Raw genomic sequence first — 18,088 nt, 5'->3', positions numbered from 1 at the left:
TTCCATGTCTGACTGTTGCAAACCCGAAAAATCCGGCTCTGACCGGTTTGACCTTGTCGTCATCGGCGCAGGGTCTGCCGGTTTTTCTGCCGCCATCACGGCTGCGGAAGAAGGCGCGCGTGTCGCGCTGGTCGGATATGACACGATTGGCGGCACATGTGTGAACGTCGGTTGTGTCCCGTCCAAGGCCATGATCCGCGCGGTCGAAACGCTGCACGTTGCGAAAGCGGCCCGCCGCTTTGACGGGGTGGAAGCATCCGCCAAAATCTCTGACTGGAAGGCGCTGATTGCTCAGAAACAAGCCCTGGTAGATGATCTTCGGGCTGCAAAATACGTCGATGTGCTGCCAAACTATGAGGCTGTGACTTACATTGAAGGTCAGGCAGTGTTTCAGGAAGACGGTTCCATTCAGGTTGGCGACCGCAACCTGAAAACCGCGAAAGTCATCATTGCAACCGGATCAACTCAGCACGTGCCCGACATTCCCGGCCTGGCCGAGATCGAATGGCTGGACAGCACGTCCGCCTTGCAGCTCGATAAACGGCCCGCGTCCCTCATGGTTATGGGTGGGGGTTACATCGGTGTCGAGATTGCACAGGTCTTTGCACGCGCCGGTGCGGACGTCACGATTGTATCACGCAGGGGGCTGTTGCCCGAAGCCGAACCCGAGATTAGTGCGGCACTCACCGACGCCTTCACAGCGGAAGGCATCACGGTGCTTGATGGCCTGTCCTACGACCGGTTGGAAGCCATGGATGGCCTAGTTCGGTTGCACGCCACCCGAAACGGCCAGCCGGTGACAGTGGATGCAGAAAAACTGATGCTGGCGACAGGGCGTGTCCCGAACACCGGATCCCTCGCGCTTGATGTCGCAGGGATTGCGACGGACGAAAGAGGCGGAGTAATCGTCGATCCCGCGATGAACAGTTCCCGCGAGGGTGTATATGCCGCTGGTGACGTAACCGGCAATGACCAGTTCGTCTATATGGCTGCCTATGGCGCAAAGCTGGCGGCAAAGAATGCCATGAACGGAAACTCGCTGAGCTATGACAATAGCGTCATGCCTTCTGTGGTCTTTTCTGATCCTCAAGTCGCCAGCGTCGGTGCAACTGAAGCGCAGGCTGCTGCTCAGGGCCATGACGTCATCACATCCGTATTGGGCCTGGAGCACGTCCCACGCGCGCTTGCGGCCCGCGATACGCGCGGCCTGATCAAGCTGGTGGCGGACAAACAAAGCAAGAAACTGCTTGGTGCCCATATCATCGCGCCCGAAGGATCAGACACAATCCAGACCGCTGCGATGGCTCTGAAAATGGGTATGACCTACGACGACTTGGGTGACATGATCTTTCCATACCTCACGACGGTCGAGGGCCTGAAACTGGCCGCGCAGACATTTGAGAAAGACGTTGGCAAGCTGTCCTGCTGCGCGGGCTGACAGCCGCTTTTGCTCGCAGCTCTAATCTTGTTCGGGCAACCGCAAAAGACCCTTGGGCAAGTCGTGTGCTGCGGGCTTTCACATTTCCGGATCGTCTGTTGTCCGGGTCGTGTTTCAACCCCTTCCGTTTGCTCTGCTTCGACCATGTGAGGACTGCACCTCTCATGCCAGGTTCGGGGGCTGCCTCATGCAAATTGGCAAACGCCTCCATCTGACCGGTTCGTCAAACAAGGTCCTTACCATTACTCAAGCCGCCATTCCTTGAGAAATATAATGTCCCCAGATGAGCGAAAAACGAAACTTCATGACAAGCGGGGAAGGATGAACTAGGAATCTAACAAAGAAAAAGTTCTGGACGTATTGTGGAACACATTGCCTTTACCTTCGAGATGGGGGTCGTTTGCACCCTTCTGGCTTTCACCGTTTTCTTGTTCGTTTCCGAGATCATCAGGATCGACCTTTCCGCCATATTGGTTCTGGTTCTCATAGGTTTGCTCAGCTACGCGCCCGGGCTGGGAAATCTGGCGGATGTCACCCTTCTGTTCGACGGCTTCGCATCCAATGCCGTAATCTCGATCATAGCGGTCATGATCGTCGGGGCTGGTCTGGACAAGACGGGGATCATGAACAAGGTGGCTGCCGTCATCCTCAAATACGGCGGCAAATCGGAAGGCAGGGTCGTTCCAATCATCTCCGGAACCGTTGGCGTCATTTCCTCGTTCATGCAGAATGTCGGCGCCGCTGCTCTGTTTCTTCCCGTTGTCAGCCGAATATCTTCACGGTCAGGTATACCGCTGTCGCGCCTGCTGATGCCGATGGGATTCTGCGCCATTCTGGGCGGCACAATGACGATGGTCGGGTCGTCTCCTCTTATCCTGCTGAACGATCTGATCCTGACGGCTAATGACAGTCTGCCGACCTCTCAGAAAATGGAGCCCTTCGGCCTGTTTTCGGTCACGCCGATCGGTGCGGTTCTGATCCTGACCGGAATTGGTTACTTTCTGCTGTTGGGACGCTGGGTTTTGCCCGAGGCTGAAGAGCCTGACAATACGGGTACCGGACAAGGGACACAGGAATACCTGCAAAGGGTCTATGGCCTCAAAGCCGATGTGTTCGAAGTCGTGGTGCCCGAGGACAGCCCCCTGGTCGGCGAGATTCTGGCCGACATCAACCACGAAAACCACCTGTACATCATTTCCACCTTCTATCGCGGCAAAACCTCGATGGTTCAGGTTTTGACAGCGGAAATTGCAGCGCCGTGTCGGCTGGCCATCGTCGGCCGCCGTTGGGAGGTCGAGAAATTCGCCGAGAAATACGGGCTGACCGTTCTTCCCGACTTGGACGTTTTCGTCGAAGAGTTCGCCCCAACCAATGCAGGCGTGGCCGAGGTGGTCATCACGCCCGACAGCAAGCTGATCGGCAAATGCCCCCGCGAGCTTTTGTTCCGCAAGACCTACGGGATGTCGCTGCTGGCCATTCACCGCGGCGAAGAGACGCTGAGCCATGTCGAGACCGAGGATCACGAATCCACTCAGATCGGGCTCGAAAAGTTCCAGGCCGGTGACATGCTCGTGGCGCATACCAGATGGGACAACCTGATGCGGATCAAACGAGATCCGGATTTCGTCGTTGTGACAACGGACTTTCCACAGGACGAGCTGAGGCCGCAAAAAGTCGGCTGGGCCCTGGCATTTTTCGCCATTTCGCTGTCGTTGATCCTGTTCACGGATGTCCGGCTTTCACTCTGTCTTCTTACCGGCGCGGTGGGCATGATGTTGACCCGTGTGCTCAGCGTGGATGAGGCATACCGCGCGGTCGGCTGGAACACCGTATTCCTGCTCGCCTGCCTTATACCGTTGGGACAAGCCGTACAGAACACAGGCACCGCTGCGTGGATCGCCCAGCAGATCATGATAATTCTGGACGGCTGGCCGATCTGGTCGCTGCAAACCGGCATCGCCATTCTGGCGACGGCCTTTTCTTTGGTCATGTCAAATGTGGGGGCCACGGTTCTGCTGGTGCCTCTGGCGGTATCGATTGCGATAGCGGCTGGCGGGAATCCGGCCGTCTTTGCCCTGACCGTCGCCATTTCAACATCGAACAGCTTCATCATCCCAACCCATCAGGTAAATGCCTTGATCATGGGGCCGGCAGGATACAAGGTGATGGATTTCGTGCGGTCCGGAGGGATCATGACTGTGCTGTTTCTGGTCGTCTCGCTGCTCATGATCAACGTCATTTATTAGCGCGAGAGGATCCGGGGTATTCGGTGGTCTTTTCCCATCATCGGGACAGGTTCCCTTGAGCCACCCGCTCACCACAGTGTACGACCCTAGCAGAGATACCGTTGGTCTCTGGGCCCATCTCAGGCTGAACCCCGCACGACATGCCGCCCATCGACGCCCACAGGTCGCTTTCTACTCCTTTGCATCATTGTTGCGCGCGACTCGCTTGACAAGCAGGCCAGCGGTGCCGCATGTCCCTTTCGTTGGTGTCGGTGACAGCCGATGAAAAGGGAATGCGTCAACGGTCATGCCGCCAAACGCAGCCGCCCCCGCGACCGTGAACGGAGAGGATGCCCAATGCCACTGGCCCAAAGGCCGGGAAGGCGGGACATCCGACAGAGGCCCGCCTCTGGCATCCGCAAGCCGGGAGACCTGCCAACAACCGAAGTTGAAACCGGGCGGGGTGTTCCGGTGTCGGGTCCGTGACCAATCGTGGCCCGCATGAAACCCCGTCCCCCGCGAAGAGGATTTGGGGGGATGAGAGACATGACCGAGACCACACCAGTCGAGCTGCTGGTCTGTACCACCTGCCGTCGCGGCCTGCCTGTCGAAGATGACGCGCAACGCCCGGGCGCTTTGTTGCACAAGGCCCTGGAACAGGCGGACCTGCCCGACGGTGTCACCCTGAAAGCCGTTGAATGCCTGTCAAACTGCGATCAAGGCTGTTCGATCGTATTGCGCGGCGGGCCGGGCCGTTGGACCTTCGTGTACGAAAACCTGAGCGAAACAGATCATGTCGACGTCATTGTCGACGGTGCGACCAAGTATCTGGCCACTGAAGATGGCTTGGTGAAATGGCGCGAACGCCCCGAACATTTTCGCAAGAACTGTGCCTCGCGCATTCCCCCGATTGGAGCCTGACATGTCGAACCTCGAAAAACTCCCCGTCACAGTGATCACCGGCTTTCTCGGCTCGGGCAAAACCACTTTGGTGCGTCACCTGATGCAGAACCCGCAGGGCAAGCGCCTTGCTGTCGTGGTCAACGAGTTCGGCGATGTGGGCGTCGATGGCGACATCCTGAAATCCTGCGCCATCCCGGATTGCCCGGCGGAAAACATCATGGAACTGGCCAATGGCTGCATCTGCTGCACCGTGGCAGATGATTTCATTCCCACCATCGAGGCCCTGATGGCGCTGGAGCCGCGACCGGATCACATCCTGATCGAAACCTCGGGACTGGCGCTTCCCAAACCGTTGCTCAAGGCGTTCGACTGGCCCGATATCCGTTCCAAGATCACCGTGGACGGCGTTATTGCTCTGGCCGATGCCGAGGCCGTGGCCGCCGGTCGTTTCGCACCCAATGTCGAAGCGGTGGATGCCCAGCGCATGGCCGATGACTCGATCGACCACGAAACGCCCCTGTCCGAAGTGTTCGAGGATCAGATCTCGTGCGCCGACATCATCCTGCTGACCAAGCCCGACCTCGCCGGCCCCGAAGGCGTGGCGAAGGCGCGCGAGATCATCGCCGCCGAGGCGCCGCGCCCGCTGCCCGTGGTCGAAGTGGCCGAAGGTGCCGTGGACGTTCGCGTCGTGTTGGGTCTGGAAGCCGCCGCCGAGGATGACATGGACGCCCGGCCCTCGCATCACGACGGCCACCATGATCACGAGCATGACGATTTCGAAAGCATCATCGTCGAGTTGCCCGAGCAAGCCGATCCGACCCAACTGGTGGCCAATATCGAGCGTCTGGCGAATGAGCTGAACATCCTGCGGGTCAAAGGGTATGCTGCCGTTCAGGGCAAACCCATGCGCCTGCTGGTTCAGGCGGTCGGTGCACGGGTACGGCACCAATATGACCGTCCGTGGGAACCCGGCGAAGAACGCCGTTCGCGTCTGGTCGTCATCGCCGAGCATGACGATATCAAAGAGGCGGAAATCCGCGAAATCCTCGTGGGTGTGCGTGAGGCTGCCGAGTAAGACCCATGCACGTCGTCTTCCGCGAAAGCCACGGGCTCGAGGAAACCGAGACCCCGACCGATCTGGGCCAGAGCCCGGCGGATCTGGTGGTGCTGTCCTTTTCGGACAGCGACCTGGGTGCGTTCGCGGCGGGCTGGCATCGTGGTGGCGGGCCCGAGGGGCGGATGCCCTCGTTGCGGCTGGCCAACCTGACGGCGCTGAAACACCCCCTGTCGGTCGATACCTATGTCGAACAGACGTTAGAGGGCGCCAAGGGCATTCTGATCCGTCTGATCGGCGGGGTGCCCTACTGGTCCTACGGGTTGCAGCAGGTGCTGGCGCTGGCGCAGGCCAAAGGCATCGCGCTGGCGGTGCTACCCGCCGACGGGCGCGAGGACACGCGGCTGGACGACTATTCCACCCTGCCCGTTTCCACCCTGCGGCGGCTGGCGCATCTGTGCGATACCGGCGGCGAGGTCGCGGCACAGGCGGCGCTGGCGCAGATGGCTTTGGCGGCGGGGCTTTATGCCGGGCCGGTGATGGGCGCCAAGACCTTGCCCGAATGTGGCGCGTGGTGTCCGGATCGCGGCGTAATCCCGGTGGAAACCGCGTTCGAAGGTAACGCCAAACGCATCCTCGTCACCTTCTACCGCGCTTACCTGACCTCGGCGGACACCGCCCCGATCGCGGCCCTGATCCGCAGCCTGCGCGCTCGTGGGTTCGAGGCGGTGGGCCTGTTTGCCCCGTCGCTCAAGGCGCCTGTAGCCGCCGACTGGTTGCGGGACCAGGTTGTTGCGCTGAACCCATCCGCCATTGTCAATGCCACTTCATTTTCGGGCAAAGGCGCGTCGGGAACATCGCCTCTGGACGCGGCAGGAGTGCCGGTGTTTCAGGTCGCTCTCGCCACCTCGCGCCGCAAAGCCTGGGCCGAGGCGGAACGCGGGCTGTCCCCCGCCGATCTGGCCATGCATGTGGTACTGCCCGAGGTCGATGGGCGGATTTCGGCGGGAATCGCGTCTTTCAAGGAACCAGGCAAACGTGATCCGCATCTGGAATACGCGCGCTTTGCACATCGGCCCGAACCGGACCGGATCGAAGCGATCATCGACCGTGTATCGGGCTGGCTTGCACTGAATGACAAACCCAAGGCAGATCAGATTCCCGCGCTGATCCTGTCCACCTATCCCGGCAAAGACTGGCAGATGGCGCATGCGGTTGGCCTTGACGCGCTGGCTTCGGCCGAGGCGATGCTGTCGGATCTTGATGAAGAAGGCTATGACATCGCGACTGGCGAACCGATTGCCGACACTCTTCTGGACGCCCGGATTTCGTGGTCGCTCGGGGATTATCTGAATGCGCTTGCGGAATTGCCCGAGACCCTGCGCACCGATCTGCACACCGTATGGGGCGCGCCCCAAGATGATCCGGCCTGTGCCGATGGGGCCTTCCATTTCACCGCAATGCGACGCGGCAAGGCGCTGGTCGCGCAGCAACCCGAACGCGGCACGCCCGAGTTGCGGGATGACGACTATCATGACCTCTCGCGCACCCCGCGCCACGGGTATGTCGCCTTCTATTTGTGGCTGCGCAAAGGGTTGGGTGCGGATGCGCTGATCCATATCGGCGCACATGGAACGCTGGAATGGTTGCCCGGAAAATCGGTCGCCTTGTCTGCCGCTTGCTGGCCCGAGGCGCTGATCGGCGATCTGCCGGTGATATACCCGTTTATAGTGAACGACCCGGGCGAGGCCGCGCAAGCCAAGCGCCGGATCGGAGCCGTCACGCTGGGCCACATCCCACCGCCGATGAAGGACAGCGGCACGCCGGATCGGATGGTGCGGCTTGAATCGCTGCTGGACGAGTTTTCCAACGCCGACGGGCTTGACCCCAAACGCCGTGACCGCTTGCAGGAAGATATCCGTGGTGAAGCGCAGGCCATTGGCTTGGAAAGCGATCTCGGCCTTGATCAGGCAACCTGCACCGCCGAAGCGATCACCCGCATCGACCGCTTTGTCTGTGACATCAAGGAAAGCCAGTTTGGCGACGGGCTGCACATCTTCGGGCGCGTGCCCGAGGTGACGGGCAATTTCGATCCGGCCCCGTCAGCCCATGCCGAACGCGACGCGCTGATCAAAGCGCTCGAAGGCAAACGGATCGATGCCGGGCCTTCGGGTTCACCCTATCGTGGTCGGTCAGATGTTCTGCCCACCGGGCGGAACCTTTACACCACCGATCCGCGGTCGGTCCCGACCCGTGCGGCCTATGCCCAAGGCGTGAAACTGGCCGAGGAACTGGTGCGACGCCATCTTCAGGAAGAAGGCGATTACCCAAAAGGGCTGATCGTCGATCTGTGGGGGTCAGCCACCATGCGCACGGCCGGCGAGGAATTTGCCATGGCCTTGCACCTGCTGGGCGTCAAACCCGTATGGGACAAAGGGTCCGAGCGGGTTTCCGGCATCGAGGTTCTGCCGATCACTGACCTGAGCCGCCCGCGCCTGGACGTGACCTTGCGGGTCTCGGGCCTGTTCCGGGATGTATTCCCGACGCTGTCCGCTTTGTTTGGCCAAGCGGTTCGCGCATTGGCCGCGCGCGATGAAGCGACGGACTGGAACCCCTATGCCGGGCAGGAGCCGGCAGCGCGTGTCTATGGACCTGCGCCCGGAAGCTATGGCGTCAACATGACCGAGCTTTCCGAGGTGTATACCGACGAGGCCCGTGCACAGGCCGGCGAGGCGTGGCTTGAGGCCAGTTCCTTTGCATTGGAAGGCGAACACATCGCGCAGGACAAGGACGGCATCACCCAACGCGTTGCAAATGCAGACAGTTTTGTCCACTTGCAGGACCTGACCGAAACCGATCTTCTTCTGGCCAACGATTATGCCACACACGAGGCGGGTTTTGCCGCCGCCAAGAAGATCGCCGGCGGAACCGCGCAGCTTTACCATCTGGACAACACCAACCCCGAAAATCCGCGTGCCCGTACTTTGCGCGAAGAAATCAGCCGTGTCGTCCACGCCCGGGCCGCAAATCCCGACTGGATCGCCGGGATGCAACGCCATGGTTTCCGGGGGGCGGCTGAAATCGCGGCAACGCTGGATCATATGGCCTCATTCGCGCATCTGTCCGGCACGGTCGCACCGCATCTTTTTGACCTCTACCATGATGCCACGCTGGGCAACGAAGAGGTGGACGCGTTCCTGCAAGAGGCCAATCCCAAAGCTCATCAAGCCATGCAGGACCGGTTCCGCGCGCTGCTTGAGGCCGGGCTTTGGAACACGCGCCGGAATTCCATCCGGGCTGATCTGGAGGTATTGAGATGAGTGCTCCGATTGTTCAGGGCTGGTGCCCGGGCGCCCATCGACCAATGATGTCCGGTGACGGTCTGGTCGTCAGGGTCAGGCCCCGGCTGGCGCGTCTGGACGCCGATCAGGCTCTGGGACTGTGCGATCTGGCGGACCGTTTTGGCAACGGCTCGATCGATTTGACCAATCGCGCCAACCTGCAATTGCGGGGCGTGGAAGAGGAAGACCACCAGCCCCTGCTCAAAGAGCTTGCCGCGCTGAACCTGCTGGATGCGGAACCCGGTATCGAGATACGCCGGAATATTCTGGTTACACCGCTCTATCAGGCGGGCGATTTGACCGCTCGACTGACCCGTGACCTGATCGACCGGCTTGCGGAGCTGCCGGCCCTGCCTGCAAAATTCGGCTTTGCCATCGACACGGGCCCCGAACGTCTGCTGGCGTCGGATTCGGCGGATATTCGTCTGGAAACAGGTGCAGACGGCCTGATCCTGCGCGCTGACGGGTGCGAAACCGGGCGGAGCGTGACCGAGACCGACGCCATTGACCACGCGATCGCGCTGGCAATGTGGTTTGCTGAAACCTACACGCCCGAGAGGCGCCGCATGGCGCGCGTCATCGACTCCCTTCCACAGGAATGGCAAGGCTGTGCGCCCGGATCAGTTGGCGCAAGGCTTCAACCCGGCCCCTGCGAACTGGGTGCTCTGTACGGCGCGGCTTTTGGGTCGCTGCCGGCGCGCAAGCTGTATGATCTGTTCGAGGACAGCGGTGCTTGCGCCCTGCGCGTCACCCCGTGGCGGCTGATCCTGCTGGAAGGCGGGGCGGCGATACCTGCCCCGGCGTTTGTCGAAGATGGAACCGATCCGTTGATGACCACCGACGCCTGCCCCGGCGCGCCGTTCTGCCCGCAGGCGCAGGCAGAGACGCGCGACATCGCCCGGGCGTTGGCTTCGCGGGTTTCCGGACGCCTCCATGTTTCAGGCTGTAGCAAGGGATGCGCTCGCATGGGTACTGCGGACATCACATTGGTAGGCGATAACGGACGATTTGATCTTGTCAAACAGGGCCGCGCGGGGGATGAGCCCTGCCAGCGCGGGCTTGACCCCCAAACACTCATGACCATGGACTTCACCTGATGCCCTATACATACGAAACCGATGGCGCAGCGATCTACAAGGAGAGCTTTGCCACCATCCGGTCCGAGGCTGATCTGGCCCGGTTTGATGCCGATGAAGAGCAGGTTGCCGTTCGCATGATCCACGCCGCGGGTATGGTCGGGCTGGAAGAGTTCGTGCATTTCTCGCCCGGCTTCGTGCAAACGGCCCGTACTGCATTGGAAAACGGTGCACCGATCCTGTGTGATGCGCGCATGGTCAGCGAAGGCGTCACCCGCTTCCGCCTGCCCGCCGACAACGAAGTGATCTGTACCCTGCACGATGAACGCGTACGCCCGCTGGCCGCCGAGATGAGCAACACCCGTTCCGCCGCTGCGCTGGAGCTGTGGCGGCCGCATCTGGAGGGCGCGCTGGTCGCCATCGGCAATGCGCCCACCGCACTGTTCCATTTGCTGAACATGCTGGAAGACCCGGATTGCCCGCGCCCTGCCGCGATCATCGGCTGCCCGGTTGGCTTTGTCGGTGCGGTGGAATCCAAGGATGCGCTGTGGCAGGCGCAACCGGTGCCGTCCTGCATCGTCAAAGGTCGTCTGGGCGGCAGCGCCATCACGGTGGCGGCCGTCAACGCCATCGCAAGCCGGGCGGAATGAAGATGGGCACCATATACGGTGTGGGCCTGGGGCCCGGCGACCCGGATTTGATGAGCGTCCGGGCTGATCGCCTGCTGCGCAATGCAAAGCATGTGGCGTTCTTCCGCAAACCCGGTCGCAGCGGCCAGGCCCGCAAGATCGTCAACGGGATGATCCCCGAAGGTGCGATCGAGTTCCCTATGGAATATCCCGTGACCACCGAGATCCCGGTCACAGATCCGCGCTACAACGAATTGCTGGCGGCGTTCTACGAAGACTGCACCAAGCATCTCAGGGCCCTGTCCGAACAGGGTGAGGACGTGGTTGTTCTGTGCGAGGGTGATCCGTTCTTCTATGGCTCGTTCATGCATCTTTACAGTCGCCTGCGCGAAGACGCACCGGTCGAAGTTGTACCCGCCATTACCGGCATGTCCGGAGCCTGGACAGCGACAGGGGACCCGATCACCTGGGGTGATGACGTTCTGACCGTGCTGGTTGGCACTCTGCCCGAAGACACGCTGGCTGAACGCATGGCTCAAACCGATGCACTGGTCGTGATGAAAATCGGGCGCAACATCGACAAGGTGAAACGCGCCCTGAAGACCGCTGGCCTGTATGACCGGGCATGGATCGTGGAATATGCGCAGATGCCAAACCAGACGGTGACCAAGCTGTCTGAAGCCTGCGAGAAGATTACCCCGTATTTCTCGATCATCGTCGTGCACGGTCAGGGGCGGCGACCATGAGCGGCTGGGTCAAAATTGCCGGTCTTGGGCCGGGTGACGAGGCGCTTGTAACGCCGGAAGTAACGGCCGCGCTAGCCGAAGCCACCGATGTTGTGGGCTATATCCCATATGTGGCGCGTATTGCCGAGCGCCCGGGCCTTACGCTGCATGCCAGTGACAACCGGGTCGAAATCGACCGTTCGCAACACGCGTTGCAAATGGCCGCAGAAGGCAAACGCGTGGTCGTTGTGTCCTCGGGTGATCCAGGCGTGTTTGCCATGGCGGCAGCCGTCTTCGAAGCGCTGGAATACGGCCCCGTGGAATGGCGCGATCTTCAGATCGATGTGCTGCCGGGGATCACGGCGATGTTGGCTGCATCCGCGCGCGCGGGCGCCCCGATGGGGCATGATTTCTGCGCCATCAACCTCAGCGACAATCTCAAACCTTGGTCATTGATCGAAAAACGCCTGCGTCTTGCTGCACAGGCGGATTTCTCGATGGCCTTTTACAATCCGCGCTCGAAGTCCCGCCCGGAAGGCTTTGTAAAGACGCTGGAAATCCTGCGTGAAGAGTGTGAGCCCCAACGTCTGATCCTGTTCGCCCGCGCCGTATCGCGGGCCGATGAAGAGATGCGTATTTCGACACTGGCCGAAGCCACGCCCGACATGGCGGATATGCAGACCGTGGTGATCGTGGGGTCATCCCGAACGCGCGTCATCGAGCGCGATGGCGCACCCATCGTTTACACCCCTCGCTTCACCCCTGATGAGGATCAGGGATGAAGCAGCCAGTCCAGAACCTGTGCGACCTGCGAAAACTCGGTCCGCTTCGGCAGAACCGGGCGGTCGATCATCAGCACGGGCAGGCCCAGCGCCCGCGCCGCGTCCAGCTTGGCGCGCGCGCCCGTGCCGCCTGCGTTCTTGGATACGACCAACTGCGTGCCGTGGCGCTGCATCAGCGCCCGGTCGTCAGCTTCGGTAAACGGCCCTCGGGCAACGACAACCTCTGCGTTCGGCAAGGGCACAGTGTCGGGGTCATCCACCAGACGCAGCAGGTAGCGGTGCTGGGGCTGGGCGGCAAAGTCTTCAAGGTGCATACGGCCAACGGCGAGGAAAACGTGCCGGGCTTCGCCGGACAACGCGTCGACAGCCGCTGCAATGTCCTGGACGCGATACCAGTTGTCGCCGGGCTGCGGTGTCCACGCCGCGCGGGTCAACGCGGACAACGGCGTCCGCATCGCGGTGCATGCTTCAATCGCGTTCCGGCTCATCCGGGCCGCAAATGGATGGGTCGCGTCCACGACATGGGTGATGGCGTTCTCATGGATATAGGCGGCCAGACCTTCCGGACCGCCGAAACCGCCAACCCTTACCGGCAAGGGCTGCGGACGCGGGTTTTCGACCCGTCCAGCGTAGGAATACACAGCCGCAATCCCTTGTTCCGAAACAGCTTTGGCCAGCGCATTGGCCTCGGTCGTGCCGCCAAGGATCAGGAGGTTTGTCATGTCTGAATCTCCGTGGCTGACCGTTCTTGGATTGGGCGAAGGTGGGTTTGATGGCCTGTCGCCATCCGGCCGTCAAGTGCTGGACCGGGCCGAAGTGATCATGGGGCCGCCCCGTCACCTGTCGTTGCTGCCTGAAACAGGAGCGGAACGTGTCGAATGGCCTGCGCCGTTCTCGGATGGGCTGCCGATCCTGAAAGGATTGCGTGGCCGGCAGACCGTTGTTCTTGCCTCGGGCGATCCGTTCTGGTTTGGCGCAGGCTCTGTCATTGCGCGCAATTTCGATGCCGGTGAATGGACCGCCCTGCCCGGCCAATCCACCTTCTCGCTGGCCGCTGCCCGGCTCGGCTGGCCTTTGGAAAGCACACTGACCTTCGGCCTGCACGCCGCTCCACTGACCCGTTTGCGACCGCATCTGGCCCCGGGAGCGCACGCGATCCTGTTGCTGCGTGACGGAAAGGCGGTGGCGGAACTGGCACGGTATCTGACCGAGACGGGCTTTGCCGACTCGGCCCTGCATGTGATGCAGGCCCTAGGTGGTCCGCGCGAAACCACCCGAACAGTCACCTTGACCGAGGCGCTGCTGGGTACGTTCGACCATCCGGTCTGCGTCGGTCTGGAGGTTTCCGGTGCAGGACCTGCCCTTTCCAAGGCGTCTGGCAAACCGGACCACATCTTCGAGACGGACGGGCAGATCACCAAACGCCCGATCCGCGCGCTGACACTCTCGGCGCTTGCTCCGCAACGGGGCGAGCATCTGTGGGATATCGGAGGGGGCACCGGCTCGATCAGCATCGAATGGCTGATGTGTGATCCGACCCTGACCGCAACCAGCATAGAACCCCGTGCTGACAGGGTTGAGCGCATTCGTCGGAATGCCGATGCATTGGGTCAGGATCGGTTGAATGTCATCCATGGCACCGCGCCCGCTGCATTGGACGGGCTGGAATTCCCCGACGTGGTGTTCATCGGAGGGGGGCTTGATCCAGACCTGCTGCACTGGCTGCACCAGCACCTGCCTTCCGGAACCCGCCTGGTTGCCAATGCCGTGACTTTGGAAAGCGAGGCCACGTTGGCCCAGTGGCATGAGAAACTGGGCGGAGAGCTTCTGCGGATCGAACTCGCGCAGTCGGCGCCGCTTGGACCGCGCCGCGGCTGGAAATCCGCCTATCCGGTGGTGCAGTGGAGCGTGACGCTATGATCGTTGCCGGTTTGGGATTCTCGTCCGCCGCCACGGTTGACAGCTTGCGCGCCGCGTATAATGTTGCGGCGGCGAGCCAGGAGGTGACCGCCCTGGCAACCGTTGCCGACAAGGAAGGTCATTCCGCCCTGACGGTTTTTGCTGAAGAACTGTCCCTTCCACTCCACTTCGTTGCCGCCGCCGACCTGGCCGGTCAACGCACGCTAACCTGCTCGACCCGCAGTCGCGCCACCTATGGCACCGGGAGCGTGGCCGAAGCATCCGCATTGGCCGCCGCCGGAAAGCTTTTTGGCCCGGGCGCGCGGCTGCTTTCACCCAGACAGATTTCAGACGACCGGCTGGCGACCTGCGCCATTGCCATCGGAGGACAGACATGACCGTTCATTTCATCGGCGCCGGACCGGGCGCCGCCGACCTGTTGACACTGCGCGGGCGCGACATCATCGCATCCTGCCCCGTTTGCCTTTATGCGGGTTCCCTGGTTCCGGAAGAAATCCTCGGTCACTGCCCCGAAGGCGCAAAGATCGTGAATACCGCGCCAATGGACCTGGATCAGATCATGGCAGAGATCGAGGCCGCACATCAGGCCGGCCAGGACGTGGCCCGTCTGCATTCCGGCGACCTGTCGGTCTGGTCGGCGATGGGGGAACAGATCCGCCGCCTCAAGGAAATGGGCATCCCGGTCAGCGTAACTCCGGGCGTTCCGTCCTTTGCGGCGGCTGCGGCGGCTTTGGGAACCGAACTTACTCTGCCCGGGCTGGCGCAATCCGTGGTTCTGACCCGGACCCCGGGCCGTGCATCTTCCATGCCCGAAGGCGAGACGTTGGAAAATTTCGCACGCACAGGGGCGACACTTGCCATTCACCTGTCGATCGGCAATCTGGACAAGGTCATTGCCGATCTGACCCCGGCCTATGGCGCCGATTGCCCCGTGGCCGTGGTGTACCGCGCCAGTTGGCCGGACGAACGAATCATCCGCGCGACGCTGGGAACGCTCAAAGAGGCGCTGGATGACAGCATCTCGCGGACTGCGTTGATCATGGTCGGTCCGGCCCTGGCGGGCGAAGGTTTCGACGAAAGCTGCCTGTATTCGAAAGATTACGACCGCCGCTATCGCCCGCAAAGCGCCGAGAGCCCTTGGTCGAGCTGGAGCCATGGTGATGATTAACCCTCCTGGCCTTCTGATCTCCGCTCCGTCCTCGGGCACGGGCAAGACAACGGTCATGCTGGGCCTGTTGCGCGCGCTGGCCGAGGATGGCCTGACCGTTCAACCGTTCAAGAGCGGACCGGACTATATTGACCCCGCCTTCCACCGAGCCGCGGCTGGGCGGGCTTCGTTTAATCTTGACAGTTGGGCGATGGGTGACCCGCTGTTGAACGCAATTTCAGCTCAGGCCGAAGGTGCCGACATCGTGGTGGCAGAAGGTTCGATGGGTCTGTTCGATGGCGTGGCCAAGCCGGGTGAGTTGGGTCATGGGTCGAGCGCCGAGACCGCTGCACGGATGGGTTGGCCGGTTGTGTTGGTGCTGGATGTCGGCGGTCAGGCGCAATCTGCGGCGGCCACCGCACTGGGGTTCAGGATGTACAACCCCGATCTGCCCTTTGCCGGCGTCATTCTGAACCGCTGTGCCAGCCCCCGGCACGAGCGCCTGACCCGGTTGGGGATGGAACGCGCCGGCCTGCCGGTTCTGGGTGTGCTGCCGCGCCGAGGCGATCTGACCCTCCCCGAGCGGCATCTGGGGTTGATCCAGGCCGTCGAACACCCGGATCTGGAAAGCGCCATTGTGGGATATGCCGCATTTCTACGCGAACATGTGGATTTGGAAGCGATCAAACGGGCGGCTTCCTCAGGCCCCATTGGGCCATCGTCAGACGCGCTGCCGCGCCCTCCTGCCCAGCGGATTGCACTGGCACGGGACGCGGCATTTTCCTTTACCTATCCACATTTGCTGGAAGGCTGGCGCGCAGCTGGGGCCGAGATCCTGCCCTTCTCGCCACTGGCCGATGAAGCGCCGGCGGCGGATGCCGATCTGGTCTGGCTGCCCGGCGGTTATCCGGAACTGCATGCCGGGACGTTGGCTGCTGCCCAAACGTTCCTCGCTGGTCTGCGCAAGCACGCGGAAACAAGGCCTGTGCATGGCGAATGCGGTGGGTATATGGCGCTGGGTCATGCGCTGATCGACAAGGATGGCGTGCGGCATGAAATGGCTGGCCTGCTGGGGCTGGTGACGTCGTACCAAAAACGCAAATTCAACCTGGGCTATCGCAAAGCGGAACTCTTGGCCCCGATGCCGGGATTTGCACAGAATACGGCGCTGCGCGGGCACGAGTTCCACTATTCTTCGATCGTGGATCAGCCTGACGCGCCGCTGGCCCGTGTGTTCGATGCCGAAGGCGCAGAAGGACCTCAGACCGGCTCTGTTCGGGGCAATGTCACCGGTACGTTCTTTCACCTGATTGCGGAGGCATCTGAATGAGCGGATTTGTCTCTTTCGTCGGATCCGGCCCTGGCGATCCCGAATTGCTGACACTGAAGGCCGTGGATCGCCTGCAAAAGGCCGATGCGGTTTTGTTCGATGACCTCAGCAGCGGGCCGATATTGAGCCACGCGCGCGAAGACGCGGATCTTGTGGGCGTGGGCAAACGGGCCGGTCGACCGTCCCCCAAGCAGGACCATGTCAGCCGGTTGCTTGTGGACTACGCCCAGACCGGCCAGCATGTCGTGCGGCTGAAGTCCGGCGATGGCGGCATGTTCGGGCGCCTGGAAGAAGAGCTTGTTGCCCTTCGTGATGCAGGCATTGAATTCGAGATCATTCCCGGCATCCCGTCTGCGGTGGCCGCCGCAGCTGCCGCTGGCATTCCTCTGACGCGTCGTCTGACCGCACGGCGGGTGCAGTTCGTAACGGGACATGACGTCAGCGGCGCGTTGCCGGACGATCTGAACCTGACCGCACTGGCCGATTCTCAGGCCACCACCGTCGTATTCATGGGCAAACGAACTTTCCCGCTTCTGGCAGAAGCGCTGCATTCACACGGCCTGCCTTTGGATACGCCCGCCCTGATGGCTGAATCGGTTTCGACCCCGGATCAGAAGCTGACGCGCGCCACCATCGGTGCCCTGGCCGAACAGCTGAAATCCGAGATCGGCACAGCTCCGGCCCTGATCCTTTACGGGCCGCTGGCGGAGTGCGAAGATGATTGACCTGAGCCTGATTGGCATCGGCACCGGCAACCCGGATCACGTGACCTTTCAGGGTGCGCAGGCGATCCGGTCAGCCGATCTGATCCTGATCCCCCGCAAGGGTGAGAACAAGGCCGATCTGGCCGGGCTGCGAGAGGACATCATCGATCGGGTAACCGAGACACCGCCAAGGATAGCCTATTTTGACATTCCCAAGCGCCGGGCGGATGACGGCTATCTGCGCGGCGTAGACGAATGGCATGACGCCATTGCACTGCGCTGGCAGGAGGCGATCGCGGCCCACCCGGAGGCGCAGCACATTGCGCTGCTGATTTGGGGCGATCCGTCCCTGTATGACAGTTCGCTGCGAATCGCGGCGCGGCTGGACCCCAAGCCCAACACAAAGGTGATCCCGGGCATCACGGCCTTGCAGGCTTTGACCGCGGCTCATGCGATCCCGATCAATGAGCTGGGCGCACCCTATGTCGTGACCACCGGACGCCGTATCCAGGATGACGGCTGGCCTGAAGCCGCTTCGAAAGTCGCCGTCATGCTGGACGGGGAATGCTCGTTCCAGTCCCTCAGGATGGCAGAGTATGACATCTGGTGGGGGGCCTATGTGGGCATGAAAGAAGAACTGCTGATCAGCGGCCCTTTGGACCAGGTCGCGCAGCGGATCCTTGACACACGCGCCCGCGCCCGAGCTGACCATGGCTGGATCATGGATATCTACTTGCTGAAGAAACGCGGGGGGCAGCAGCGCGCGGTGAACACGGATTCGTGACTGCGCAGAACCCTCAGGTCTGGCACACAG

General features: G+C 61.8%; 16 protein-coding genes and 1 riboswitch. Of the genes, 15 read left to right on the top strand and 1 reads right to left on the bottom strand.

What is annotated here, in order from left to right; translation table 11 throughout:
• The first annotated feature begins 4 nt into the window (after positions 1–4).
• The 9 genes from merA to cobJ all read left to right on the top strand — a co-directional run bounded on the left by merA (position 5) and on the right by cobJ (position 12,173).
• Positions 5–1,438 carry a mercury(II) reductase gene (gene merA / locus AC2FF8_RS18420; RefSeq protein WP_496880419.1) on the top strand — a complete coding sequence of 478 codons (1,434 nt, stop codon included), beginning with the start codon at positions 5–7 and terminating at the stop codon, positions 1,436–1,438.
• A gap of 389 nt (positions 1,439–1,827) precedes the next feature.
• A complete protein-coding gene (locus tag AC2FF8_RS18415; RefSeq protein WP_496873716.1) occupies positions 1,828–3,684 on the top strand; it encodes an SLC13 family permease in 1,857 nt (618 codons plus the stop codon).
• A gap of 226 nt (positions 3,685–3,910) precedes the next feature.
• Positions 3,911–4,117, top strand: a riboswitch (cobalamin riboswitch).
• A gap of 92 nt (positions 4,118–4,209) precedes the next feature.
• Complete coding sequence (locus AC2FF8_RS18410; RefSeq protein ID WP_170347195.1) at positions 4,210–4,584, top strand: DUF1636 family protein; 375 nt, start codon at positions 4,210–4,212, stop codon at positions 4,582–4,584.
• 1 nt (position 4,585) lies between these two features.
• The gene (gene cobW, locus AC2FF8_RS18405) at positions 4,586–5,641 is read left to right on the top strand and encodes a cobalamin biosynthesis protein CobW (protein ID WP_496873680.1); all 1,056 of its coding nucleotides are present in this window, start codon (positions 4,586–4,588) and stop codon (positions 5,639–5,641) included.
• A gap of 5 nt (positions 5,642–5,646) precedes the next feature.
• A complete protein-coding gene (gene cobN, locus AC2FF8_RS18400; RefSeq protein WP_496880418.1) occupies positions 5,647–8,940 on the top strand; it encodes a cobaltochelatase subunit CobN in 3,294 nt (1,097 codons plus the stop codon).
• The gene (locus AC2FF8_RS18395; RefSeq protein WP_496880417.1) at positions 8,937–10,058 is read left to right on the top strand and encodes a ferredoxin-like domain-containing protein; all 1,122 of its coding nucleotides are present in this window, start codon (positions 8,937–8,939) and stop codon (positions 10,056–10,058) included. The genes cobN and AC2FF8_RS18395 overlap by 4 nt, the downstream gene beginning before the upstream one ends.
• Positions 10,058–10,687: a precorrin-8X methylmutase gene (locus tag AC2FF8_RS18390; RefSeq protein WP_171170394.1), complete on the top strand. Its 630-nt coding sequence runs from the start codon at positions 10,058–10,060 to the stop codon at positions 10,685–10,687. The genes AC2FF8_RS18395 and AC2FF8_RS18390 overlap by 1 nt, the downstream gene beginning before the upstream one ends.
• Positions 10,684–11,412, top strand: coding sequence for a precorrin-2 C(20)-methyltransferase (locus AC2FF8_RS18385; RefSeq protein ID WP_170347200.1), 729 nt, complete (start codon positions 10,684–10,686; stop codon positions 11,410–11,412). The genes AC2FF8_RS18390 and AC2FF8_RS18385 overlap by 4 nt, the downstream gene beginning before the upstream one ends.
• Complete coding sequence (cobJ, locus tag AC2FF8_RS18380) at positions 11,409–12,173, top strand: precorrin-3B C(17)-methyltransferase (protein WP_496880416.1); 765 nt, start codon at positions 11,409–11,411, stop codon at positions 12,171–12,173. Before AC2FF8_RS18385 ends, cobJ begins: the two co-directional genes overlap by 4 nt.
• Here cobJ and AC2FF8_RS18375 read toward each other — a convergent pair.
• Positions 12,164–12,895, bottom strand: a complete 732-nt coding sequence (locus AC2FF8_RS18375) for a cobalt-precorrin-6A reductase (protein ID WP_496880415.1) — start codon at positions 12,893–12,895, stop codon at positions 12,164–12,166. The two genes, cobJ and AC2FF8_RS18375, sit on opposite strands and share 10 nt — an antisense overlap.
• Here AC2FF8_RS18375 and cbiE point away from each other — a divergent pair.
• The 6 genes from cbiE to cobF are packed head-to-tail and all read left to right on the top strand — an operon-like array spanning position 12,894 to position 18,058.
• Positions 12,894–14,093 carry a precorrin-6y C5,15-methyltransferase (decarboxylating) subunit CbiE gene (gene cbiE / locus AC2FF8_RS18370; protein ID WP_496880414.1) on the top strand — a complete coding sequence of 400 codons (1,200 nt, stop codon included), beginning with the start codon at positions 12,894–12,896 and terminating at the stop codon, positions 14,091–14,093. The genes AC2FF8_RS18375 and cbiE overlap by 2 nt on opposite strands.
• Positions 14,090–14,470: a cobalamin biosynthesis protein gene (locus tag AC2FF8_RS18365; protein WP_496880413.1), complete on the top strand. Its 381-nt coding sequence runs from the start codon at positions 14,090–14,092 to the stop codon at positions 14,468–14,470. Before cbiE ends, AC2FF8_RS18365 begins: the two co-directional genes overlap by 4 nt.
• The gene (gene cobM / locus AC2FF8_RS18360) at positions 14,467–15,261 is read left to right on the top strand and encodes a precorrin-4 C(11)-methyltransferase (protein ID WP_496880412.1); all 795 of its coding nucleotides are present in this window, start codon (positions 14,467–14,469) and stop codon (positions 15,259–15,261) included. The genes AC2FF8_RS18365 and cobM overlap by 4 nt, the downstream gene beginning before the upstream one ends.
• Entirely contained in the window at positions 15,248–16,570 is a 1,323-nt protein-coding gene (locus AC2FF8_RS18355; protein ID WP_496880411.1) for a cobyrinic acid a,c-diamide synthase CobB, read from the top strand. The genes cobM and AC2FF8_RS18355 overlap by 14 nt, the downstream gene beginning before the upstream one ends.
• Positions 16,567–17,295 carry a uroporphyrinogen-III C-methyltransferase gene (cobA, locus tag AC2FF8_RS18350; RefSeq protein WP_170347206.1) on the top strand — a complete coding sequence of 243 codons (729 nt, stop codon included), beginning with the start codon at positions 16,567–16,569 and terminating at the stop codon, positions 17,293–17,295. The genes AC2FF8_RS18355 and cobA overlap by 4 nt, the downstream gene beginning before the upstream one ends.
• Positions 17,288–18,058 carry a precorrin-6A synthase (deacetylating) gene (cobF, locus tag AC2FF8_RS18345; RefSeq protein WP_496880410.1) on the top strand — a complete coding sequence of 257 codons (771 nt, stop codon included), beginning with the start codon at positions 17,288–17,290 and terminating at the stop codon, positions 18,056–18,058. Before cobA ends, cobF begins: the two co-directional genes overlap by 8 nt.
• Positions 18,059–18,088 lie beyond the last annotated feature (30 nt).

The sequence above is a fragment of the Ruegeria sp. YTSA144 genome, assembly GCF_059610125.1.
This window is presented reverse-complemented; position numbering and strand designations above follow the sequence as displayed.

Coding starts and splice junctions, on each gene's coding strand:
- cobN (WP_496880418.1), top strand. CDS start 5,647: ATGCACGTCGTCTTCCGCGAAAGCCACGGGCTCGAGGAAACCGAGACC.
- cobW (WP_496873680.1), top strand. CDS start 4,586: ATGTCGAACCTCGAAAAACTCCCCGTCACAGTGATCACCGGCTTTCTC.
- AC2FF8_RS18385 (WP_170347200.1), top strand. CDS start 10,684: ATGAAGATGGGCACCATATACGGTGTGGGCCTGGGGCCCGGCGACCCG.
- cbiE (WP_496880414.1), top strand. CDS start 12,894: ATGTCTGAATCTCCGTGGCTGACCGTTCTTGGATTGGGCGAAGGTGGG.
- cobA (WP_170347206.1), top strand. CDS start 16,567: ATGAGCGGATTTGTCTCTTTCGTCGGATCCGGCCCTGGCGATCCCGAA.
- AC2FF8_RS18410 (WP_170347195.1), top strand. CDS start 4,210: ATGACCGAGACCACACCAGTCGAGCTGCTGGTCTGTACCACCTGCCGT.
- cobM (WP_496880412.1), top strand. CDS start 14,467: ATGACCGTTCATTTCATCGGCGCCGGACCGGGCGCCGCCGACCTGTTG.
- merA (WP_496880419.1), top strand. CDS start 5: ATGTCTGACTGTTGCAAACCCGAAAAATCCGGCTCTGACCGGTTTGAC.
- AC2FF8_RS18355 (WP_496880411.1), top strand. CDS start 15,248: ATGGTGATGATTAACCCTCCTGGCCTTCTGATCTCCGCTCCGTCCTCG.
- cobF (WP_496880410.1), top strand. CDS start 17,288: ATGATTGACCTGAGCCTGATTGGCATCGGCACCGGCAACCCGGATCAC.
- AC2FF8_RS18375 (WP_496880415.1), bottom strand. CDS start 12,895: ATGACAAACCTCCTGATCCTTGGCGGCACGACCGAGGCCAATGCGCTG.
- cobJ (WP_496880416.1), top strand. CDS start 11,409: ATGAGCGGCTGGGTCAAAATTGCCGGTCTTGGGCCGGGTGACGAGGCG.
- AC2FF8_RS18415 (WP_496873716.1), top strand. CDS start 1,828: ATGGGGGTCGTTTGCACCCTTCTGGCTTTCACCGTTTTCTTGTTCGTT.
- AC2FF8_RS18390 (WP_171170394.1), top strand. CDS start 10,058: ATGCCCTATACATACGAAACCGATGGCGCAGCGATCTACAAGGAGAGC.
- AC2FF8_RS18365 (WP_496880413.1), top strand. CDS start 14,090: ATGATCGTTGCCGGTTTGGGATTCTCGTCCGCCGCCACGGTTGACAGC.
- AC2FF8_RS18395 (WP_496880417.1), top strand. CDS start 8,937: ATGAGTGCTCCGATTGTTCAGGGCTGGTGCCCGGGCGCCCATCGACCA.